Source organism: Acinetobacter sp. TUM15071, from assembly GCF_008980925.1.
GTDB classification, from domain to species: domain Bacteria; phylum Pseudomonadota; class Gammaproteobacteria; order Pseudomonadales; family Moraxellaceae; genus Acinetobacter; species Acinetobacter dispersus.
This window is the reverse complement of record NZ_BKGB01000001.1, coordinates 413,254-434,502: the sequence shown is the minus strand read 5'-3', so window position 1 is coordinate 434,502 and position 21,249 is coordinate 413,254. Positions and strand designations below refer to the sequence as shown.

General features: G+C 41.0%; 21 protein-coding genes. 12 read left to right on the top strand and 9 right to left on the bottom strand.

Translation table 11 applies throughout. From position 1 onward, the window contains the following. Window positions 1-9 precede the first annotated feature (9 nt). The 6 genes from argB to GBI66_RS01925 all read left to right on the top strand — a co-directional run bounded on the left by argB (window position 10) and on the right by GBI66_RS01925 (window position 5,406). A complete protein-coding gene (gene argB / locus GBI66_RS01955) occupies window positions 10-909 on the top strand; it encodes an acetylglutamate kinase (protein WP_004655163.1) in 900 nt (299 codons plus the stop codon). A 126-nt stretch (window positions 910-1,035) separates the two neighbouring features. Further along, window positions 1,036-1,812, top strand: a complete 777-nt coding sequence (locus GBI66_RS01950) for a GNAT family N-acetyltransferase (protein WP_004805180.1) — start codon at window positions 1,036-1,038, stop codon at window positions 1,810-1,812. A gap of 362 nt (window positions 1,813-2,174) precedes the next feature. After that, the gene (locus GBI66_RS01945; protein ID WP_151714985.1) at window positions 2,175-3,023 is read left to right on the top strand and encodes a class II glutamine amidotransferase; all 849 of its coding nucleotides are present in this window, start codon (window positions 2,175-2,177) and stop codon (window positions 3,021-3,023) included. 286 nt (window positions 3,024-3,309) lie between these two features. Then, entirely contained in the window at window positions 3,310-3,765 is a 456-nt protein-coding gene (locus GBI66_RS01940) for a bacteriohemerythrin (RefSeq protein ID WP_004655155.1), read from the top strand. A gap of 244 nt (window positions 3,766-4,009) precedes the next feature. Next, window positions 4,010-5,092: a hypothetical protein gene (locus GBI66_RS01930; RefSeq protein ID WP_151714984.1), complete on the top strand. Its 1,083-nt coding sequence runs from the start codon at window positions 4,010-4,012 to the stop codon at window positions 5,090-5,092. Next, on the top strand, window positions 5,092-5,406 hold the full coding sequence (locus GBI66_RS01925) for an RnfH family protein (RefSeq protein WP_004805187.1): 315 nt from the start codon (window positions 5,092-5,094) through the stop codon (window positions 5,404-5,406). Before GBI66_RS01930 ends, GBI66_RS01925 begins: the two co-directional genes overlap by 1 nt. 62 nt (window positions 5,407-5,468) lie before the next feature. On the opposite strand, the gene GBI66_RS01920 is transcribed toward GBI66_RS01925, so the two are convergent. Beyond that, window positions 5,469-5,867: an outer membrane protein assembly factor BamE gene (locus GBI66_RS01920; protein ID WP_004805189.1), complete on the bottom strand. Its 399-nt coding sequence runs from the start codon at window positions 5,865-5,867 to the stop codon at window positions 5,469-5,471. A gap of 111 nt (window positions 5,868-5,978) precedes the next feature. Here GBI66_RS01920 and fur point away from each other — a divergent pair, with 111 nt between their 5' ends. After that, window positions 5,979-6,416 (top strand): ferric iron uptake transcriptional regulator, encoded by a 438-nt coding sequence (gene fur, locus GBI66_RS01915; RefSeq protein ID WP_004655147.1) that lies wholly within the window; start codon window positions 5,979-5,981, stop codon window positions 6,414-6,416. A 97-nt stretch (window positions 6,417-6,513) separates the two neighbouring features. Here the strand turns inward: fur and GBI66_RS01910 are convergent, their stop codons facing one another. Together GBI66_RS01910 and GBI66_RS01905 are read right to left on the bottom strand one after the other, a co-directional pair. Continuing rightward, entirely contained in the window at window positions 6,514-7,632 is a 1,119-nt protein-coding gene (locus GBI66_RS01910) for a PilT/PilU family type 4a pilus ATPase (protein ID WP_033134346.1), read from the bottom strand. A 24-nt stretch (window positions 7,633-7,656) separates the two neighbouring features. Then, a complete protein-coding gene (locus tag GBI66_RS01905) occupies window positions 7,657-8,694 on the bottom strand; it encodes a type IV pilus twitching motility protein PilT (RefSeq protein ID WP_004770978.1) in 1,038 nt (345 codons plus the stop codon). 125 nt (window positions 8,695-8,819) lie between these two features. Here GBI66_RS01905 and GBI66_RS01900 point away from each other — a divergent pair, with 125 nt between their 5' ends. Beyond that, on the top strand, window positions 8,820-9,512 hold the full coding sequence (locus GBI66_RS01900; protein ID WP_151714983.1) for a YggS family pyridoxal phosphate-dependent enzyme: 693 nt from the start codon (window positions 8,820-8,822) through the stop codon (window positions 9,510-9,512). Between the two features lie 36 nt (window positions 9,513-9,548). Here the strand turns inward: GBI66_RS01900 and GBI66_RS01895 are convergent, their stop codons facing one another. Genes GBI66_RS01895 through GBI66_RS01885 form a run of 3 tightly spaced genes read right to left on the bottom strand, consistent with a single transcriptional unit; the run spans window position 9,549 to window position 15,112 of the window. Then, entirely contained in the window at window positions 9,549-10,214 is a 666-nt protein-coding gene (locus GBI66_RS01895) for an HAD family hydrolase (RefSeq protein ID WP_151714982.1), read from the bottom strand. A 41-nt stretch (window positions 10,215-10,255) separates the two neighbouring features. After that, window positions 10,256-13,852, bottom strand: coding sequence for an AAA family ATPase (locus GBI66_RS01890; RefSeq protein WP_151714981.1), 3,597 nt, complete (start codon window positions 13,850-13,852; stop codon window positions 10,256-10,258). 9 nt (window positions 13,853-13,861) lie between these two features. After that, window positions 13,862-15,112, bottom strand: coding sequence for an exonuclease SbcCD subunit D (locus GBI66_RS01885; RefSeq protein WP_151714980.1), 1,251 nt, complete (start codon window positions 15,110-15,112; stop codon window positions 13,862-13,864). Between the two features lie 163 nt (window positions 15,113-15,275). Here GBI66_RS01885 and GBI66_RS01880 point away from each other — a divergent pair, with 163 nt between their 5' ends. Next, a complete protein-coding gene (locus GBI66_RS01880) occupies window positions 15,276-16,058 on the top strand; it encodes a crotonase/enoyl-CoA hydratase family protein (protein WP_151714979.1) in 783 nt (260 codons plus the stop codon). 29 nt (window positions 16,059-16,087) lie between these two features. Here the strand turns inward: GBI66_RS01880 and GBI66_RS01875 are convergent, their stop codons facing one another. Further along, window positions 16,088-16,465, bottom strand: a complete 378-nt coding sequence (locus tag GBI66_RS01875; protein ID WP_151714978.1) for a VOC family protein — start codon at window positions 16,463-16,465, stop codon at window positions 16,088-16,090. A 157-nt stretch (window positions 16,466-16,622) separates the two neighbouring features. Here GBI66_RS01875 and GBI66_RS01870 point away from each other — a divergent pair, with 157 nt between their 5' ends. The 3 genes from GBI66_RS01870 (at window position 16,623) to GBI66_RS01855 (ending at window position 18,799) form a co-directional block, all read left to right on the top strand. Further along, window positions 16,623-17,072, top strand: coding sequence for a GNAT family N-acetyltransferase (locus tag GBI66_RS01870; RefSeq protein ID WP_151714977.1), 450 nt, complete (start codon window positions 16,623-16,625; stop codon window positions 17,070-17,072). Window positions 17,073-17,361: 289 nt separating this feature from the next. After that, on the top strand, window positions 17,362-17,808 hold the full coding sequence (locus GBI66_RS01860) for an ABZJ_00895 family protein (RefSeq protein WP_151714976.1): 447 nt from the start codon (window positions 17,362-17,364) through the stop codon (window positions 17,806-17,808). Window positions 17,809-17,893: 85 nt separating this feature from the next. Beyond that, a complete protein-coding gene (locus GBI66_RS01855) occupies window positions 17,894-18,799 on the top strand; it encodes a TIGR01777 family oxidoreductase (protein WP_151714975.1) in 906 nt (301 codons plus the stop codon). Here the strand turns inward: GBI66_RS01855 and thiO are convergent. Then, a complete protein-coding gene (gene thiO / locus GBI66_RS01850) occupies window positions 18,785-19,906 on the bottom strand; it encodes a glycine oxidase ThiO (RefSeq protein WP_151714974.1) in 1,122 nt (373 codons plus the stop codon). The genes GBI66_RS01855 and thiO overlap by 15 nt on opposite strands. 283 nt (window positions 19,907-20,189) lie before the next feature. Continuing rightward, window positions 20,190-21,203 carry a porphobilinogen synthase gene (gene hemB, locus GBI66_RS01845; RefSeq protein ID WP_151714973.1) on the bottom strand — a complete coding sequence of 338 codons (1,014 nt, stop codon included), beginning with the start codon at window positions 21,201-21,203 and terminating at the stop codon, window positions 20,190-20,192. Between the last annotated feature and the right edge of the window lie 46 nt (window positions 21,204-21,249).

Here is a 21,249-nt window from a genome sequence, read left to right as displayed (position 1 = left end):
AGAAGACGCATGCCACACGAGCATATCGGCATTGATAAAGCAAAAATTTTGATTGAAGCTTTGCCGTATATCCAACGATTTGCAGGAAAAACGTTGGTTGTAAAATATGGTGGTAATGCGATGACTGATCCAGAATTGGAAAGTTCATTTGCTCGTGACATCGTGTTGTTAAAAACAGTGGGTTTAAACCCAATCGTTGTGCATGGTGGTGGTCCACAAGTGGATTCATTGCTAAAACGCTTAGGACAAGAGTCTGATCGTATTGATGGTATGCGCGTGACCGACCAAGCGACCATGGAAGTGGTCGAAATGGTGTTGGGTGGTAGTGTCAATAAATCGATCGTGAACCTGATTAATAAACATGGCGGTCGTGCCATCGGTTTAACGGGTAAAGATGGTAATTTACTGCGTGCACGTAAATTATTGATGGAAAAACAGGAAGCTGACGGCTCTATTTCGCAAATTGATTTGGGCATGGTCGGTGAAGTGACTGGTGTAAAAACTGATGTACTGGAAATGTTTACCCAAAGTGATTTCATTCCAGTGATTGCACCATTGGGTGTGGATGAAGAAGGTAATACCTATAATATCAATGCAGATCTTGTGGCTGGAAAAGTTGCAGAAGCGCTAGGCGCAGAGAAGTTGATTCTACTCACCAATATCACAGGGGTATTGGATGAAAATAAAAACTTATTAACAGGCTTAAGCACACAAGAAGTCGATCGCTTGATCGAAACGGGTGTGATTTACGGTGGCATGATTCCGAAGGTGGGTTGTGCATTAGATGCTGTTAAAGGTGGTGTTGTGAGTGCGCATATTGTTGATGGTCGCGTACCTCATGCAAGTTTATTAGAGATCTTCACCGATCATGGTGTCGGTACACTCATTACCAATCGTGCCAAACATTAATTCATCCTATTGATTTGAAAAGAGACCTCAAGCAGGTCTCTTTTTTGTCATGACCTGTTCATGTTTTAGTCATCGCAATGTCATTTAAGCAATTTAAGGTAGGTCTAGTCATAAGGAGCTTTCATTATGCTAGAAAAATTAAATCAATATCGCCAGACATTGACTTTACCCTTACGCCACAAGCCAGCTCAAAATCAATTCCGTTTTGAATGGGTGGATAATTTAAAAGAATTACAAGAAGTACAACGCTTTAGAGCAACGCAATTTAGCCATCAATTTGGGATGCGTTTTGAAGACGGTTTAGATCAAGATCTTTATGATTTTGGTTGTGAGCATGCAGTATTACGTGAAAAATGGACAGGTGAAATTGTCGCTTATACCCGTCTTAAATTATTCCAAGGCTATGAAATCGGGCAGAGTTACAGTGCTCAAGAGTTTGAAATTGTCCCGCATTTATCTCATTTACCAAGTGTGTTAGAGATTGGACGTACTTGTGTACACCCTAAATTTCGCTCGGGTAAAGCACTATCCATGCTATGGTTGAACTTGACCCCTAAAGTACTTTGGTCAATGCGTGCTAAATACTTAATGGGCTGTGTCAGTATCCATTTGGATGATAACTTGGCACGTGCCTATTACACCCACCGTCAGATCCAACAGTTGGGTGATCATCAAACCATAGATATCCGCTCAAAACGTAGCTTTGAACCAGAACGTCCTGACTATAGTTTCCCGCAAGATGAACGCATGCCAAAACTGTTTCAGACCTATCTGGGAATGCAATCGAAATTGTCAAAACAAGCATTTTATGATGAAGATTTTAAATGCTTGGATTATTTTGTTTTCCTTGAAGTGAATAAGATTGCGACCTCTTTTGTGATGAACAAAATGGTGCAACGTTAGTAAGGTTTTGTTGATACTTCAACCATGCATTGCGTTATGAGCTAAAACAACATAATCAATGCATGAAATACCTACTATGATGGTCCTTATCAAGTTTCATACCGACGTTTGAGCTGTTTTAGCCATAACCCTACGGGACAGGGATATTTTTTGCCGCTACGTCGTTATGTCTTGTTCATTTAGAGTCACTAAATTTTACAAGCCCTGCCTCGTATCAGCCAAAAATACCCTCTGCCGCAAGCATCTGTGTAATATCAACAGAACCTCTTATCATTCTTAATCTAATAGTGAGCACATATTGAGATTTACAAGCCATCTATCCCTCATGCACAATAGGCGTAGATGTTTGATAGTTTAAAGATATGTGCCAGCTATTAGGAATGAATTGCGCCACCCCGACAGATATTACTTTTTCTTTTCGTGGGTTTTCACAACGTGCAGGGGTAACCTCTGATCATTGTGATGGTTTTGGGATCGCTTTTTTTGAAGATAAAGCTTGCCGCTTATTTGTGGATAATCAATCTGCAGTCGAATCTCCTATTGCTGACCTGATTCGTAATTATCCAATTAAGTCTCGCAACGTCATTGCACATATTCGTAAAGCGACACAAGGTAAAATCAACCTCGAAAACTCACATCCCTTTTTGCGTGAGCTATGGGGGAGACATTGGATTTTTGCACATAATGGTGATTTGCATGACTTCAAACCTGAACTAAGTGGGCGATTTGAGCCTGTAGGTAATACCGACAGTGAACTAGCATTTTGTTATTTACTGGATCAGATGGTTGAAGCATTTGGCTATACAGAACCAAGTTTAGAAGAGATTTTCTCACTGTTGGAACGTATTTCGCCACAAATTGCAGAGCATGGCACCTTTAATTTTTGTCTTTCCAATGGTAAAGCATTATTTAGCTATGCAACGACGAAGTTGCATTGGCTCGTGCGTGAGTATCCATTTCAACCTGCACATTTAATTGATCTCGACGTGGAAGTCGATTTTAGTCAGATCACTACACCAGAAGATCGTGTTGCAGTGATCACGACTGAGCCGTTAACGCATAATGAAGCATGGACTGCATATCATGCAGGGGAAATGATTTTATTCCAGCATGGTAAACCAATTCAGCATGCATTGACTCGAGTTGAGCGTTTAATCCGTGAGGCAGAAAATCCGGCATTAAAACGAGTAACAAAAGCTGATCAGTATTAATATATAAGATATAACTGGAATATATATTTGGCAGGATTTTACTTAGTGGAGTCTGTGTGTATTTTTTTCTAGTTATATCAATAAAATTAGATAGATAATTTTTCTTGTTGGTTAAAAAATACTTGAGTGTTTTGATTGGTATAAATATTAAAATAAATACAAAACAATGGGTTAATTTATTTCTTTGAAAATATTTAAATTCTGACAAAAACGCTGTGTTTTTATTTAATTCATTTGTCGATATTATATTCTTATTCAATAAATCAAATATGGTTTGGGGTTCGATATGGGTATGAAATGGTCTGTCGAATATAATACAGGAATCGAGGTGATCGATGATCAGCATCGTCGTATTCTAGATTATATTAATGAAATTGATGAATTAAATGAGGGTGATGATCGGGCAAAATTAAAAGGTATTTTGGATAATATCATTGATTATACCCAGTCTCATTTTACCTTTGAAGAAAGCTTGCAAGAAGAAGCAAACTATAAATATCGTGTACCACATAAGCGTGTACATGACTTATTTATCAAAAAGATAGAGACTTATCGTCAGCGTTTTGAACTTGGGCAAGAAATTGATAGCGAGCTGCATGAAGCACTCTCAAAATGGTTAATTAACCATATTCGACATGATGATGCTGATTATGTCGGCGCAGTAAAAGAAAATATGATCGGAATCATTAAAGAAAATGAAAAGAAAAAAGGGAAAAACTGGTTTTCTCGTTTCTTCTCATAATAATAAGACAATAATAAAAGATCCCTTATGATAAATAATAATAAGTGTGGTATGAGTGATACATAAGGGATCCACTTAATAATATAATAATTCGTGCGCAGCAAATCACCGTAAGGTGATTTGCTTCTTTCTTTCGAGATCTTTTGTTTTGATTTTCAGGCTTGAGGAAGGCAAAATAGATTGAATATTTCATTGCAAGCTCCATAAAGTGCAATGAGTTCAAAGATTTTTCAAGGAATGCATTATGCAGGACACAACTCTGTCACGCTGGCTTGCGCCAGTGATGGCGTTTTGCCTATCTTTTGTCATGATTACGACATTGGCACCTACTGTTGGAATTCAAATCGATCGTCAATTCGATTTCTGGTTGCTTTGGTTAGGCACAATGATTCTGTTGGCATTACCCATCGGTTATCTTGAAATTGCTTTAGCAAAGCGTTCGCAGACCACAGCATTACAAGCACTTTCAAGCTTAACACGTGATGCAGATGCTTCACCGAGATGGCGTATTGTAGGCTGGTTGGCTGTTATATTTGTTCCATTCTTTGCAGGTAGTGTATTGACTGCCGCAACCCATGTCGTGAGCCAACAGCTAGCGCTTGCTGTATCAGATCAGATTGTTTTTTCAGCTCTTGCTATTGTTGCACTTGGATTGTCTTTTATTCCTCGCCAATTTTTAATTGCTTTGACAACAATTGGTGTGATTGCCGCATTTATTCTTGCCAATGTCATGGGAACACATCTAACGGCTTGGCATTGGACCGGAATCGAGTTTAAAGAGTGGGGCAATGCAACAGTCCTTGCTTTAGTTGCAAGTGGTTTAGGGCTTGGATTGTACTGGCAAAGTAGTTTAGTTGCTGTGAAAAAACAGGAAGCCGCAACAAGTACAGCCTTGCCAATTTGGGTGGCGCAATTACTTGCTGTGATTGCCTTTGGCTTCTTCTCTGTGCAAGCACAGCTACCTGCATTGGCATGGGTGTTTGCTGCCATCATGTCAGCTGCACTCTTAATTCAATTTGCAAAAGAACAGTTAGCACAGCGTCAGCTTGCGATCGTGATTCAATGGGTGATTTTGCTTGCAGCTATTGCTGTTTGGGCTGTACCACAAGTAGAACAAATCTTTAATAGCCTGCTCATGCTTTGGGGATTACTGATTTGCTTGATTTATGCAGTATTCGCTGGCTGGATTATGAAGATTAGTCATCTGCGTAAAGCAATGGGTTTTAGCAATGAGCTGTTTTATAACATTTGGCGTATTGCCATCCGTATCGTGTTACCACTTTCAATTGTCGTAGCAATCATTGCTGTGATTGGACAAGTGCTGTAATGGAGCAGGCTAAACAAGTATGGGTCGCTTTCTCAAGTCCTGAACAGCAATTCCATATTGCTGTCAGCTTTAGCGAGGGAATGACGGCCCAACAGGCAATTGATGCCAGTGGCTTAGCAGCACAGGCGGCACTACCAGAAGTTTTACAGTTAGGTGTATTTGGTAGCAGAATTGACGCGGATACAGTCCTGCAAGCAGGTGACCGTGTTGAAATCTATCGGGCACTTACCATTAACCCGAATGATATTCGGCGTAAGCGGGCAGCAAAGAACCCCGTTGGGCGATTTATCAAAGGTAATCGCTTTAAGGCATAAAGCTGATAAGTAAAACCCCTCATGATTGACTCGATGAGGGGTTTCTTTTTACTGGAAAGCCGTTATAGTGGTGGCGCAGTCAAAATAGCTTCTTTTGATGCCGGTAAACCAGGTTGTGATTCTGGAATCGTATCTAAACCTTCTAAGCGTTCTACGTTACCATTCGCATCAAAATAAACTTTTAAATGTTGACCGTGCGCCGCAGGTATTTTTGCTTTTTTCGCATAAGTGCCTGGGATATAGTTGTAGATGTAGTCCCAACGTTGCGGGTTCAGTGGATCTGTCACTGTTGGACTACCAAGCAAGAAACGGACTTGCTGAAAGCTCATGCCCACTTGTACTTGAGAAGCTTGTGCTTTGGTTAATGGTGTTCCCTGTGGAATATCAACTTTATAAACACCAAAGACTGAACAACCGCTAAGTACTGTAGTGACGAACAACGCCAGCATGATTTTTTGCATTTTGCTACACTATCCTGATAAATGATGATGCATTTGATTCAAGGATAGATCATACTGCATCTAAACTCTATTGCCTATTCCAACTTAAGATTTGTTGAGAGACCTTTTTTTATGCCGATTTCTAATCAAGACTTACGCAAAGCTGGACTTAAAGTTACCCTTCCTCGTATTAAGATTTTGGAATTATTAGAAAATTCAAAACAACATCATTTGAGTGCTGAAGATATTTATAAAACTTTGCTTGAACAAGGTGAAGATGTTGGCTTAGCGACAGTTTACCGTGTATTAACACAATTCGAAGCTGCGGGCATTATTCAGCGTCATCATTTTGAAAACAATCACTCTGTTTTCGAAATCATGCAGGAAGATCATCACGATCACCTTGTTTGCTTAAACTGTAATAAAGTTATTGAATTTACAAATGATATTATCGAGAAAGAGCAACATTCAGTTGCAGACCAACATGGTTTTGCCTTAACTGGACACTCTTTGAATCTATATGGCTACTGTAGTGATGCAGAATGCCAAGAGGCTTATCGTAAAAAATAAGTTGTATTGAGTAAAAAATCTAAGTGTTCACGAAAATTGAACAAATAAAAAAGGGAAGGTTACAAAAACCTTCCCTTTTTTAATGGCTTAATTTGAATTACTGACCATCAAAGGTGATGTTGCGGCTGGCACTCAATAACTGGTCTGCACCTTCTTCTGACAGTTTGATGGTGAGGCGTAAGTCGTTTGGCGAATCCGCATGTTTTAAAGCATCTTTATAGGTGATCTGTCCTGCCTTATAAAGGTCGAATAGAGCTTGGTCAAAGGTTTGCATTCCCAATTCGCGTGAACGTTTCATCAGATCTTTAATCTCATGAATTTCACCCTTACGGATATAGTCAGCTAAAAGCGGTGTATTAATCAAAATCTCAATGGCAGCACGACGTGAATTACCGTCTGGGGTTGGAATCAATTGTTGTGCGACGAGTGCTTTTAAGTTGAGTGACAAGTCCATGTACAGCTGACTATGACGGTCAGCTTCAAAGAAGTGAATAATACGGTCTAAGGCTTGGTTGGCATTGTTGGCGTGCAAGGTAGCGAGTACCAAGTGACCAGTTTCTGCGAAAGCAATCGCATAGTCCATAGTTTCACGCGAACGAATCTCACCAATCAAGATCACATCTGGTGCCTGACGTAGCGTATTTTTCAATGCCACTTCAAATGAATCTGTATCAATCCCGACTTCACGCTGCGTCACAATACAGCCTGCATGTTGATGCACAAATTCGATCGGGTCTTCAATGGTGATGATATGACCTTTCGAGTTTTGATTACGGAAACCAATCATCGATGCCAAAGAGGTCGATTTACCTGTCCCTGTTGCACCAACAAAGATGATGATGCCACGTTTGGTCATCGCCAATTCTTTCAGCACTTCAGGTAGCTTCAAGTCGTCCATGCTTGGAATATGCGTTTCAATCTTACGCAGTACCATGCCTGGCATATCACGTTGCTGAAAAGCACTGACACGGAAACGCGCAGTCTTTTCACGGTTCATGATCGCGAAGTTACATTCACGTGTCTCTGCAAATTCTTTACGTTGTTTGTCGGTCATAATGGATTGAACCAGTTGACCTACAATTTCCCCCGAAAGTTTCGATTTAGAGACAGGCACGATCTGCCCGTTAATTTTCATTGAAGGTTCAACATCCGCAGTGACAAATAAGTCCGATGCATTTTGTTGAATCATCAAGTTGAGTAAATCATTAAAATCCATGATATTTCTCTAATCCATTTATTCTTATAGGAATGATTCGGGTTGTTTTGCAACAGTACGAGCAGTTTGTGGGCTAATTAAGCCTTTAGACACCAGTGTTTTCAGGCTTTGATCCAAAGTGGTCATACCGTAGTTGGCACCTGTTTGGATCGCAGAATACATTTGTGCGACTTTGTTTTCACGTACAAGGTTACGGATCGCAGGAATACCGATCATGATTTCATGAGCAGCCACACGACCACCACCATTCTTTTTCAATAGTGTTTGAGAAATCACAGCTTGTAGAGATTCAGAGAGCATGGCACGTACCATGTCTTTTTCTTCTGCAGGGAATACATCGATGACACGGTCAATGGTTTTAGCAGCAGAGGTGGTATGTAGTGTACCAAACACCAAGTGACCTGTTTCTGCCGCTGTAAGCGCCAAGCGAATGGTTTCTAAGTCACGCATCTCACCGACTAGAATAATGTCTGGGTCTTCACGTAGTGCTGAGCGAAGTGCAGCATTAAAGCCATGGGTATCGCGATGTACTTCACGTTGGTTGATTAGGCATTTTTTCGATTGGTGTACAAATTCAATTGGATCTTCGACCGTTAAAATATGGTCATAACGATTTTCGTTAATATAGTCGATCATCGCCGCAAGTGTAGTGGATTTACCAGAACCCGTTGGACCTGTCACAAGCACAATCCCACGTGGATAATCACAGATTTCTTTGAAAATTGTGCCGAGTCCTAAATCTTCCATGGTCAGAACTTTAGATGGAATGGTACGGAACACCGCACCTGCACCACGGTTTTGGTTGAATGCGTTAACACGGAAACGAGCAATATTCGGCACTTCAAATGAGAAGTCAGTTTCTAAATCTTCTTCAAAGTCACGACGTTGTTTATCATTCATAATGTCGTACACCAAGCGATGTACATCTTTATGTTCAAGTGCTGGTAAGTTAATACGGCGAACTTCACCATCCACACGAATCATAGGAGGCATACCCGCTGAAAGGTGTAGATCTGAAGCACCGTTTTTGACCGAAAAGGCGAGTAGTTCTGTAATATCCATAATTTCCCCGAAACAAACTAAAATGTCTCATTATTTTGTAGAATAATATAAGGCTTTCATTCGGGCTTACCAACACCTTAAAGAATGGAAAGCAAAAAAAGATTTCGTAAATGAGAACTGTGTCAATGAATCAATCGCAACAATCCCGCCAATCTGTTTTAAATCAAATAGAACAAGCCTGTCAGCGTGTTCAACGTGATCCTGCAACAGTGCAGTTGTTGGCGGTTTCCAAGACCCATCCTGCTTCAAGCCTTCGCGAAATGTATGGAGTCGGGCAGCGCAGTTTTGGTGAAAACTATTTACAGGAAGCACTAGAAAAAATTGAGGAATTAAAAGAATTAGAGATCGAATGGCATTTTATTGGACATGTGCAGCGTAATAAAACCAAACATTTAGCAGAAAAATTTGATTGGGTACATGGCGTCGATCGGTTGATTATTGCAGAGCGCTTATCCAGTCAACGTTTAGATCAGCAAACACCTTTAAACCTTTGTCTGCAAGTCAATATTGATGGGCAAGATTCTAAAGATGGTTGTCGACCTACAGAGGTTGCTGAACTGGTTCAGCAAATTAGCCAACTTCCAAATATCCGTTTACGTGGTTTGATGGTCATTCCAGCGCCTGAAAATCATGCTGCATTTGCAGATTCCAAAGCACTATTTGATCAGGTGAAATCCCAGCATACACAGCCGCAAGATTGGGATACCTTGAGTATGGGAATGTCGGCTGATCTGGACGCTGCGATTGCAGCGGGTTCTACGATGGTAAGAATAGGAACTGCATTGTTTGGTGCAAGGGATTATTCAGTCAAAAGCTAAAAATGATTATTTGCTGATATTCACTTGAAAGTATGGTTATAGGTTTTCCAGAATTTCGATGAGTCTTGCATAATCGTGTAAATTTGCATCAGCCATTAATGATGATATCCGTGGATCAGGATGAAAGAAAATTGTTTTCATTCCTACAGCTTTTGCACCTTGTATATCTGCTAATTCATTATCGCCGACAAAGGTGCAATCTTGAGGACTGACGTTAAGCTGCCGACATGATAAGAGAAAAATTGCGGGGTCTGGTTTCCTAAGTCCAACGGCCTCAGAAACAATAATGCTTGAAAAGAACTCCGTCAGACCTAGGGCATAAAAATTATGTTCTTGAAAGGGTGTTCTACCATTAGAAATTAATCCAATCAGATAACCTTGTTCTTTCAATTTAATAATCGTATTTTCTACACTCTCAAAGCAACATGAAAATTTATTAAAATCATTAATATAGCTTGCTAATAGGGTATCTCGTGAAACACGATCAATTGAAAACTCATGAATAAGTTGTTCATAAACTCTATCTTTCCAAATTTTGCCATTATCATCCAGTTCAAGAAAACGCTGAATGAAGAACTCCTTTTTCATAGTAGGAACTAATTGGAAAAAATTGATCTGCCACCTTAAGAATTTTTTTAAGGAGGTTGTTCTATCCAGTAAGGTTTGATCAAGGTCAAAGATAACAGCTTTCTTCTGATTCATTAGATCTCAATACTGTGATTATTCAATCATCATAAAATGCTTTAACCAACTACTTCAATCCGACTCGAACCTGATCCAACAGGTTGTACCTGAATCTGTACAGGAATCCGTTCATGCATTTCCTGAATATGCGAAATTAAAATCACTTTACGACCCTGACTTTGCAATTGATCCAACGCATTCATCACCATGTGCAAGGATGAGGCATCCAGCGTCCCAAAACCTTCATCAATGAATAGGGATTCTATTTTCATCGAACCAGACGCTATATTGGCAATTGCCAAGGAAATCGCAAGAGCAGTGAGGAAGGACTCACCACCAGACAGAGAAGCCACTGAACGAGTTTCTCCATCCATATCATGGTCAATGATGGCTAGGCTGAGGGAATTATCCAAACGTTTTAAGGTATAACGCTGTGACAACATTGTGAGTTGTTGGTTAGCATATTCAAGCAGAATATCCAGATTATATTGTTGGGCCAAATCACGGAATTTCTTGCCATTGGCATCGCCCATCAAACTGGAAATCTTATTCCAGCGATGTTCCTGTTGCTGAATTTGCTGGATCTGCTCGGCAAATTGTTTTTGCTTGGCAAGGTTTTGCTGATGTAATTCGAGTTGAACTTTATATTGATCACGTTGTTCGAGTTGCTGTTGTAGTTTTTCCTGATTTAACTGAATCAATTCGATCAATTGTTCATGTTGAATCTCAGGCTGTTGCTGCTGATGTGTCTGTAATTGCTGTTGCAGCGTTTTCAATGCAGAGGCGGCCTCATTGAGCAAACGTTCTGCATGTTGTAGCGATGTTCGAATGTGCTGTTCTTGTTCAGTACGAATAGTAAGTAAATCAGCTAATAGATGTTCTTCAAATTCAGGATGCTGGTCTAACCAGGCTCGAATTTCAGTCTTGGATTGGACAAGGGTAGCTTGTTGCTGCTGCTGTTGGGCTTTGAGCTGTTCCAGTTCATTTTTCTGCTGTTCAAAGCTTTGACGAGCCTGTTCAAAACGCTGCTTGATCTGCTGGTATTGATTTTGGAGTTGCTGACGCTGCTGATCGTGTTGGTTTAACCATTCATTGGCTTTCAGTTCAGTTAAACCTGTCATTGCCACAATTAATTGATGCGCTGATTCTGTATTTTGTTTACCTTTGATCTCGATGTCTTTGAGTTGCTGATTAAACTCGGCATGTTGAGTCAGCAAACTTGTTAAATTGGACTTTAATAGATTCAGTTGCTGTTCAAGCTGCTGCTGCTGTTTGCTGAGTGTTTCAGCTTGTTCTAGTTGTTGAATGCGTTGCTGTAAACGTTGTGCTAGCTGTTGGGCGTAGCTCAGTGTTTGCTGCTGCCATAAGCTTTGTTCATCGCTGCTCAGGCACTCCATGACATGTTGAATCTGTTGCTGTGACTGCTGTACGCTTTCGAGTTGATAGCGGATATTTTGAATCGTTTGAGTCAGGTGATAGTGGTCTTTATTGGCCTGATGCAGTTGCTGTAATTCAATTTCAATCTGCTGTTTGAACTGGGTTGCCTCATTGATGTATTGCTGTTGAACTGTAGTGATTTCCGCATGCGACTGAGTTAAATCTAGTAGGATCTCGAACTGTGCTGCATGTTTGACTAATTCCTGATGTTGCAGCTTGAATTTGTCATCTGCTTGTTGCACTGCGGATTGCAATTGCGTCAGTTCGGTACGAATCTGGGTAAATTGCTGTTGTGTATTTTGCCAAAGCTGGAAAAATTGTTGTTCCTGTTGAATGGCCTGTTGCTCTTGCTGTTGTTGCAGCTCATACAAGGCTTTGGAGAGCTGACTGGCATCATCACGATAGGGGTGTTCGGTGCTGCCACAGACCAGACAGGCTTCACCATGTTTGAGTTCTGCACGGAGATGTTCAATATTTTCAGCATGTAATAAACGCTGTTGTTGCAATATCTGCTGCAATTTTTCCCGTTCAGTTTTTGCAGACTGGAATTCGCCTTGGCTAGTTTGCAGTTGTTGGTCCAGCTGCTGATGTTGTAGCTGCGTGCTACTGAGCTTATGGCTTAGTTCATCACGTTCTTTTTTAAGTTCAAAATAATGCTGTAGTTTTTGTTGAATCAGATCCAGTTGATTCAGTCGGGCCTGTTGTTGTTCTCTGAGTTTTTGTTTCTGTTCAAGATGGCTTTCAATCTGTTGTGGTGTGCCAAATTTTTGAATGAGCTCATTCAACACGATCTGATCTTGTTCAAGCTTGGACTGAGCCTGTTGAATCGAACCTAAATTCTGTTCGACTTTTTGGTTTTGCAGAATAAATTGCTGCAGCTGCTGAATATGTGCATTCAAGCCTTTATCTAAAGTGGAGAATTGTGCACTCTTTTGCAGTTGTTCAGAGCAGCTTTGTTGTTGTAGGTATAGACTGTGGCGACTTTGTTCAAATTGCTGCTGTTGCTCAAGCAATGGTTGTTGTTGCGCTTCGTTTTGGTTTAGGCGGACTTTGGTTTTTTTATATTCATTGGCAATGTATTCACGTTCCTGTACATATTTGCGCACTTGAGTGAGTTCATGCTGATGGTTTTGTTCAAAACTCTGAAATTGCTGTAAGGCCGTTTCAGCCTGCGTATAAGCCGCTTTTTCTTGCTCAAATTGGGTACTTAAAGCGGTAAAGTGCTGCTGCTTGTGTTGAATCTGTGGTTCAAGCTGTTGTAGTGCTTTTTCTAGCTGTTGCTGTTGGAACACAATCGGACGAATGCCTGAGAAGGTTTCGAGTTGGTTGAGTCGATTGCGATCTGCGGCTAAAGCCTGATGTGCTTGAATTTGGATGTCATGCTGTTGTTGTTTCAGTGTGATTTCAGTTTCGAGTTTCTGTTGCTGTTCAAACCATTGTTGCTGTTGATTGAGCTGAACTTTGTCGGCTTCCAACTGTTGAACCTGTTGTTGTACTTGCTGGAATTGAACTTGTAACTCGGCAACTTCTTCATCTGAACGGATTTCAATATGACCGAGCACATTTTCTAGTTGCTTGCGCTGATCAGCGATTTCTTTGGTCTTTGCATAAGCTAGTTGTCCAATTTTGGCAAAAATACTGGAATTGGTCAGATATTCGAGTAATTCACCACGCTCATTATCTCGTGCCTTTAAAAAAGCGGTGACCTCGGACTGTGCCAACAATACCGCACGGGTGAATTGCTCAAAACTCAGTTGAGTAATTTGTTGAATATGCGCTTCAACCGCTTTGGTTTTATCTGCAATCACTACACCGTCAGTCAGGCATTTGAGCGAGCGTTGTACACTTTGCAGTTTGCCACTGGCATTTTCACGGGCACGTTTAATTTCCCAACGTGCGAGGTAATGTTTCTGGTCTTGTGCTACAAAACACAGTTCAGCAAAACCATGTCCTGTACCGCGACGTAGAACCGTTAAAGGGGAGTTGGTGAGTAGCTCAGAACCATCGACATCTAACAACTTGCCGTCACTTTCTTTGAGGCGGGGAATTTTATTAAATAACGCCAGACACATGGCATCTAAAATCGTAGATTTACCCGCACCAGTTTTTCCGACAATGGCAATCAGTCCCGCACTGGCTAAAGGCTCAGTTTCAAAATCAATAAAATGCTCATCTGCCAGAGATGCCAAATTTTTCAGTCGAATTGATAAAATTTTCATGGCAGGTCCTTAAACAGTCTGATCATCTTCAAGTTGCTTTTGCGCTTCTGCGACCAAACTCATAAAGTCTTGAGTGACTTCATCATCGGCGTGATAGCCCTTTTTCTCCCAAATTTGCTGAAATAGTTTTTCGGGTGTCGGTGGTTCTAAGCTAATAGTTTGCTTACTCCCTGCATTACTTTCATTGGAGAGATATTGTCTGGAAATCCGCACCAGTCGATACCGATCTTTGGGCAAGGCATCTTCAAATTGTTGTCGTAGATTAGGCTGCGGTGGTGTCGCGGTATGATATTCGATATCGACATATTCGCGATGCTCGAGATTTTCGATCGGTTCATTTGGCAGATTACGAAGGCGTTGCATAACTACAGTGAGTTCATCTTTAATTTTATGCAGTTGAATACTTCGTGGTATCGCTAAAGCTTCAAAGTTAAACGTGTCTTCACTTTTTGTGGGGTCAATGGTGACTTCGACCACTTGGTGCTTATAGTTGATTTCACTAAATGACAGTGGAATTGGAGAACCACTATAACGAATATGGGGATGCTGTACCTTTTGCGGTTTATGCAGATGTCCAAGCGCCACATAATCGATACTGTCATCAAACAGGCTGGTAGAAAGTGCTTCTTCATTGCCAATAATAATCGGACGTTCTGAGTCCGAAGTTTCTCCACCTTGCATATGTGCATGTGACATTAGAATCAGAGCCTGATCATCGGTTTTACGACGTTTGGCTTCAGCAATCAGTTGCTGATGTAGATAAGCAATTGCATTTTGGCTATTGGTGGTGTGCTCATTAAAGCCTGTGATTTCAGCTGAACGTAGGAATGGCAGGGCAATACACCATGCCACAATCTGCTTTTGTTCATCATAAATTGGCAAAATTAAACGTTCTAAATCGAGGGTTTTATCTTGATTCCAACGAATCACACCAACCGTTTTCGCATTGTATTTTGCTAATAAGGGTTCAACTTGTTCAATGCGATAGCCTGAGTCGTGATTGCCTGCAATCATCAAAGTTTGCATATGTGGGGCAAGCTCATGTGCATCGGCCAGGAATTGATAGAGTTGTTTTTGTGCCTGTGAGCTCGGGTTGATCACATCAAAGATATCGCCCGCAATCAATAATGCATGCGGTTGTTTGGCTTTGATCTGCTCAAGTAACCATGCCAGAAATTGTTCATGTTCGTAGTGGCGGGAATGATTATAAAAAAACTGCCCCAAATGCCAGTCAGACGTATGAAAAAAACGCACGGTCATAAATGAATCTAAAAATAAAATAAACCAGAATAAGGTAGCACGTATTCAGGTGGAAGGGAGAGCCTTGATGAGCAGAAAAGCACAACAAGATGTGCCTTGATCATTTTTCAACGATGCTCTAGTTTGATCTCAATGCCATTATTTTAACAATAAGGAAGATAAAATGAGCTTAGGTAAAGTAAGCCGCGAAATCATGGATCAGATCATGTTGATTGGTCTGGATCGTGTGGAAAAACGCAATGCTTTTGATAGCCATATGATTCATGATTTATCTCAAGCCTTAACCGAATATGAAAATCAGCCTGAACTGCGCTGTGCCGTGATTTTTGCGCATGGTGAGCACTTTACTGCGGGCTTAGATCTAGTGGAATTACAGTCCAAAATTTCACAAGGTATTTTTAATTTTGAGGCTGATCAGATTAATCCGTGGGGAACGGGCGGGCGACATCGAACCAAACCTGTGGTGGTGGCAGTCCAAGGGATTTGTTATACCGCTGGAGTCGAATTAATGCTGAATGCAGATGTGGTGATTGCCAGTGAAAATACAGTATTTGGTCAGCTCGAAGTGCAACGAGGGATTATGCCTTTTGGCGGTGCAACGGTACGTTTTGTACAAGCTGCCGGTTGGCAAAAAGCGATGCCTTATTTATTGACGGGTAAAACTTTTAATAGCAAAACGGCTTATGAGCTGAATCTCTTGTCTGAAGTGGTGGAATCAGGGCAACAACTTGAACGTGCCTTGGTAATTGCCAAAGAGATTTGTAGTGCCGCACCGTTGGCGGTGCAAGCTTTATTGGCATCTGCTACCGATGCAGTCGTGGAAGGCCAAACAGTTGCATTTGAAAAAATGAACAATTATTTGATGCCGCTGTTTGTATCCGAAGATGCTCAAGAAGGGGTTCGCGCCATGTTAGAAAAACGGTCACCGCAGTTTAAGGGGCGGTAATCATTTTAATTTAACTTGAATTTAGCAAGTTATTGCGCCTGTTCATCGATTTCGCAAATCCCAAAGGTATTATGATCGAGGTCGATGAAATAGCCTTGCCAGCAGCGGTTCGGAATCGCGAATTTATCCATGGCGATAATCCCACCTAAACTTAAAATTTTAGCTGCAGTTTCATCGAAATTTGCCACCTCTATACTACAGGTAAAGGCATTGGTTCCACATCCTGTTGCTGGTGTTGCTACAGGACGTTGTAATAAACCGCCATGAATTCCTGTGGTTGCGATACGATAATATTCAATGGATAGGCCTTCTACTTTTTCAAATTTCCAGCCAAATACGGATTGATAAAAGTGAATGTCACGCTGTGGATCTGATGACTGAATTTCAAAATAAATAATGTTGTTCATTCAATCTGTCCTTAATTTTTATAATCGTATAATTATTCTAAAGAGATATGGAATTGAAAGACGAGAGATTTATGTAAGCAGCTGCGCATTTTGCGGTTTGATCATAAAATCGCATTGAATACATTTGAGCAAGATATAAGAGGTTAATTCTGTATTGATGAATATTATTAAATTAGCAAATCATCCTGAATTACGAGAACAGGCTGCAATGTGGTTTTCAGATAAATGGGGGATTCCTGTTGAGGCCTATCGAGACAGCATACAAACCTCGATTGAACAGCCAGACGGAATTCCGCAATGGTATGTGATTTTGAATGAACATCAGCACATCATTGCTGGCACTGGGGTGATCGATAATGATTTCCATGAGCGCAAAGACCTCAGTCCAAACCTATGTGCTTTGTTTGTTGAGGAAATTTATCGAAAGCAAAATATCGCCAAACAGCTGCTGGATTTTGCCTGTATAGAAATGAAAAGTTTAGGATTTGAAAAGCTTTATTTAGTGACTGACCTAGATGATTTTTATGAAAAGTGTGGTTGGATATTTTTAACCACGGTCACTGAAGAGGAGGGGGGACTGATTAAAATGTATGTAGCCAATACCTAATCAAACCCAAATTGCAGGCAAATAAAAACCGACGATTCGAGTGATGATAAATCGTCGGTCAAAATCTTTTTCAATGGTTCTGGCTGCTAACACAACCATTGTTAAAGATGGAGAGTCATAATGAAAGGTCACCGAAAACATTGCGGATGCCGTGCAATGTACAATCGGTTGCTGCGACCTTGTACCTTATATAACGCTACTGGTTGAGGATTGGTTGACATAAAAATGAAAAAAAAGTGAAAAAAATTTATAATTATTTTCTAAAGCCAGTCTAATTAGGTTTATCTTTATGATTTCATTGCGTTTGTACTATATCTGGTTTTTTATAATTTGTTTTACTGCAACATTGTTGGCAGGCGTACTGGCCGCTATTTTACCAAATAGTATTGGTGGCGTGTTGACTGCGGTTCCTTATTTAATTGCGATCATTGTTATTTTATTCAAATTTCTCAAACAACAACGCCGTGCACCGACGTCACAGGAACGGAAACGTTTAAGTATCGGCTTTAGTCTGATCTTTTGGGGCTATAACGCATGTGGCTTACTTCTCGGTCTGTTTATTTTTGCACGGAAAGATCCCGAAGTTTGGCAGAACTTTTTACTCTATCTGAAACAGCCCCAATTTTTGCTGACGGTGTTGGCGATGTGGTTTGTGATTGCTGTACCGTTATTCTTAATTACCTATTGGTTTTATGGACCGCAAGCACAGAGAATGGCCAATAAAATGTTCAACTAGTTGAACAAAGTTCACTTGTAATTCACTTTCATTCTGCTAAGACTGAGGTATCGAGCTGATCAATATCATGCAGGATGAGGGTGCAATGCAAAAACAGACGGTTTTAATCACAGGCGCAAGTGGATTTATTGGCTCACATTTGTTGCCTTTTTTATTGGAACAACAATATCAAATCATTGCACTGACTAGACAGCCAAATCGAGTTTCTCAGCATTCAGCACTACGATGGGTGAATGTTCTTGATCAAATTGAAACGCAACAAATTGATTATGTGATTAATCTGGCTGGTGAAAATATTGGTGCAAAACGTTGGACGGAACAACGTAGACAGCAATTAGTACATAGCCGTGTTGCGGTGACAGAGCAACTGTATCAATGGCTGGAACAACGGCAAATTTTTCCGAAATCTATTATTTCTGGTTCTGCGATTGGTTATTACGGTATTGATCCACAAGAACAGTGGAAGCTTATTTGTGATGAAAATACCCCACCGCAAGCGATTTTTATGTCTGAACTTTGTCAAAAGTGGGAGCAAGCCGCTTTAAAATTTAGTCAACAAAATACCAAGATCATTCGTTTAGGTGTGGTTTTTGGACAGGGCGGGATTTTGCCACAAATGCTGTTACCGATTCGATTGAATGCGGTTGCAAAAATTGGCTCGGGGCAGCAACCAATGGTGTGGATTCATATCCAAGATGTACTGAATGCCATGGTTTTTCTATTGCAATCCAATCACAGTCAAAAGGTGTATAACCTTGTCGCACCTGAACAAATCAATCAACAACAATTTGCTCAAACGGCTGCCCGCATTTTAAAGCGCAAACCTTTTATGCGAATGCCTAAGTGCGTATTTACATCGATGCTTGGCGAGCAAGCACAGCTTATTTTAAATGGTCAATATGTCGTGCCGAAGACCTTGCTGGAACAGGGCTTTCAATTTCAATATCCAGATTTAAATGTGGCATTAACTGAAATTTTAGCAAGAAATTAAATCTTGTCGCTTTAAGCGCGAAGGTGAGTAAGCATTCGGATCAACCAGCGTCTCTTGTCCTAAAATGAGTTGACGTAGCAGACGAGCTGAACCAGGACCCATACACAGACCATTGCGGAAATGTCCAAAATTGGCCCAAAGATTTTCTAGTTCAGGCATTGCGCCGATATAGGGAATGCCCTGTGGAGAGCTTGGGCGTAAACCTGCCCAGCGTTTTACAATCGGGAATTGCGCTAATTCAGGCACCATCTCTAAACAAGCATTGAGAATATCCTGTTGAGTGTGTTCATCCACCGCAGTACTAAAACCAGTCTCTGCCATACTTGAACCACAGACGATGTGACCATCTTGACGTGGAATCAGATACATCACCTGATTCATGCACATGGTCGGTAGCCAATTTTCAGGGGTTTTAAATAACAGCATTTGTCCTTGTACGGGATGCACGGGGATATTACGTTGGATTTGTTGCTGCCATTGCTGACTCCATGCCCCTGACGTAATTACGACATGATCTGCGCTAAATTTCTGGCCATCTTCGGTTTCAATCCCTTGAACTTTTTTATTTTGAATCATTAATTTTTCAATAGGGCACTGCTCAAAAAAACGTACCGCAGGGTGTTGTTTTAAGTAGCAAATTAACGATTGTAATAAACGTGGATTACGAACATTGGACAGTTGGGGGAAATAGATTGCTTGTTGGAATTTCTGGGAAATATAGGGATTAATCTTTTCGAGTTTGGGGCGATTGAGCAGTTCGCATTGCTGCATCGGTTCTTGGTATCGAGAGGCATAATTTAAGCCGATCTCGAAATCTTCCTGATCAAAGATCAGCATGCCTGTATCGTGGATCTGAAAATCAATACCAGTGATGGGAAGTAGTTTTTCATTCCATGTTTGGTAGAGCTGTTTGCCGTATTGGGCCAGCTGATTGACTTCGGGCGCATAACGCCAAGGATACATGGGTGAGAGGATACCTCCACCCGCCCATGAGGCAGCTTGACCTGCAAGTTGTTGGTCAAAAATATCGACAGAGCAGCCTTGTTCAGCAAGTTCCAATGCTGACATTAAGCCACTAATACCCGCACCAATGATGGCAATATGCATAACTTTAATTTAAGTGGTTTCGAAGATAAAACGTATCTTGAAATTTGCTACACGGAAGACGTCATTCGCAACCTGCGTGATATACGCTAAGAGAAGTCCTGTTATACATCCCCAATATCAGAAAAATGTAAGAAGTGAACAGGTTTTGCGAATGACAATGGTTTTGCCTACTTTTCCCGAAAGAAAAGTAGGTCGAGCCGAAGGCTAATCCAGAAATAAGGATGAGAGCTCAACAAGACTCTGGAGTAGATACTATCATTTTCAGATAGATGAAATATAACTTCTATCTCATCTCTTTTAATTTACGAGCTGCATCTTCCGCAAAATACGTCCAGATCCCATCTGCACCTGCACGACGGCAGCACATCAACGATTCTAGAATCACGCTGTCAGAGAGCCAACCGTTTTGAATTGCGCCCGCAAGCATGGCGTATTCACCACTGACTTGATAGATAAAGGTCGGCACACCAAAAGTATCTTTAACTTCACGAACCACATCCAGATAAGGCATACCCGGTTTGACAATCACCATATCCGCACCTTCTTGCAGATCCAGCGCAATTTCATGCAGTGCTTCAGCACGGTTGCCTACGTCCATTTGGTAATTGTATTTATTGCCACCTTTCAGGTTGCTGGCAGAACCAACGGCATCACGGAAAGGACCGTAGAAGCTTGAGGCATATTTTGCTGAATAGGCCATGATGTTGGTGTAGATAAAATCGTTTTGCTCTAGTGCTTGGCGGATCGCACCGATACGACCATCCATCATGTCACTCGGGGCAATTACATCGGCACCAGCCGCAGCATGACTGAGTGCTTGTTTCACTAAGCATTCAACGGTTTCATCATTAAGTACATAACCCGTGTCATCAATAATACCGTCCTGACCATGCGTGGTATAAGGATCAAGAGCACCATCGGTAATCAAGACCATCTCTGGTAATTCTTTTTTAAGTAGGCGACAGGTCGTCTGAACCAAGCCATTGTCATCCCAAGCGGCTTCCGCTGTTAAGCTTTTATCTTGTTGTGGTGTGACAGGGAATAAGGCAAGTTTTGAGACCCCGAGTTCAAGCAAGGCTTCTGCTTTTTTAAGTAATAAATCAGCTGACAATCGTTGCACATTTGGCATGCTTGGAATGTCTTGGGTTTGTTGCTGTCCTGGTAATACAAACACTGGATAAATCAAATGATTCGCAGTTAAATGAGTTTCGCTGACCATGGCACGAAGTTGGTCATTTTTACGGATACGGCGCATGCGAGTCGCAGGAAAAGCTGGACGATTGAACGTATAAGTCATAACAATCTCGATGTTCAGTATTACACTATAGGAATAATTGAGGTAT

What these genes read in the sequence shown, in the direction of transcription:
- argB (WP_004655163.1), top strand. Translation starts at nt 10, where the DNA reads ATGCCACACGAGCATATCGGCATTGATAAAGCAAAAATTTTGATTGAA.
- GBI66_RS01950 (WP_004805180.1), top strand. Translation starts at nt 1,036, where the DNA reads ATGCTAGAAAAATTAAATCAATATCGCCAGACATTGACTTTACCCTTA.
- GBI66_RS01945 (WP_151714985.1), top strand. Translation starts at nt 2,175, where the DNA reads ATGTGCCAGCTATTAGGAATGAATTGCGCCACCCCGACAGATATTACT.
- GBI66_RS01940 (WP_004655155.1), top strand. Translation starts at nt 3,310, where the DNA reads ATGGGTATGAAATGGTCTGTCGAATATAATACAGGAATCGAGGTGATC.
- GBI66_RS01930 (WP_151714984.1), top strand. Translation starts at nt 4,010, where the DNA reads ATGCAGGACACAACTCTGTCACGCTGGCTTGCGCCAGTGATGGCGTTT.
- GBI66_RS01925 (WP_004805187.1), top strand. Translation starts at nt 5,092, where the DNA reads ATGGAGCAGGCTAAACAAGTATGGGTCGCTTTCTCAAGTCCTGAACAG.
- GBI66_RS01920 (WP_004805189.1), bottom strand. Translation starts at nt 5,867, where the DNA reads ATGCAAAAAATCATGCTGGCGTTGTTCGTCACTACAGTACTTAGCGGT.
- fur (WP_004655147.1), top strand. Translation starts at nt 5,979, where the DNA reads ATGCCGATTTCTAATCAAGACTTACGCAAAGCTGGACTTAAAGTTACC.
- GBI66_RS01910 (WP_033134346.1), bottom strand. Translation starts at nt 7,632, where the DNA reads ATGGATTTTAATGATTTACTCAACTTGATGATTCAACAAAATGCATCG.
- GBI66_RS01905 (WP_004770978.1), bottom strand. Translation starts at nt 8,694, where the DNA reads ATGGATATTACAGAACTACTCGCCTTTTCGGTCAAAAACGGTGCTTCA.
- GBI66_RS01900 (WP_151714983.1), top strand. Translation starts at nt 8,820, where the DNA reads ATGAATCAATCGCAACAATCCCGCCAATCTGTTTTAAATCAAATAGAA.
- GBI66_RS01895 (WP_151714982.1), bottom strand. Translation starts at nt 10,214, where the DNA reads ATGAATCAGAAGAAAGCTGTTATCTTTGACCTTGATCAAACCTTACTG.
- GBI66_RS01890 (WP_151714981.1), bottom strand. Translation starts at nt 13,852, where the DNA reads ATGAAAATTTTATCAATTCGACTGAAAAATTTGGCATCTCTGGCAGAT.
- GBI66_RS01885 (WP_151714980.1), bottom strand. Translation starts at nt 15,112, where the DNA reads ATGACCGTGCGTTTTTTTCATACGTCTGACTGGCATTTGGGGCAGTTT.
- GBI66_RS01880 (WP_151714979.1), top strand. Translation starts at nt 15,276, where the DNA reads ATGAGCTTAGGTAAAGTAAGCCGCGAAATCATGGATCAGATCATGTTG.
- GBI66_RS01875 (WP_151714978.1), bottom strand. Translation starts at nt 16,465, where the DNA reads ATGAACAACATTATTTATTTTGAAATTCAGTCATCAGATCCACAGCGT.
- GBI66_RS01870 (WP_151714977.1), top strand. Translation starts at nt 16,623, where the DNA reads ATGAATATTATTAAATTAGCAAATCATCCTGAATTACGAGAACAGGCT.
- GBI66_RS01860 (WP_151714976.1), top strand. Translation starts at nt 17,362, where the DNA reads ATGATTTCATTGCGTTTGTACTATATCTGGTTTTTTATAATTTGTTTT.
- GBI66_RS01855 (WP_151714975.1), top strand. Translation starts at nt 17,894, where the DNA reads ATGCAAAAACAGACGGTTTTAATCACAGGCGCAAGTGGATTTATTGGC.
- thiO (WP_151714974.1), bottom strand. Translation starts at nt 19,906, where the DNA reads ATGCATATTGCCATCATTGGTGCGGGTATTAGTGGCTTAATGTCAGCA.
- hemB (WP_151714973.1), bottom strand. Translation starts at nt 21,203, where the DNA reads ATGACTTATACGTTCAATCGTCCAGCTTTTCCTGCGACTCGCATGCGC.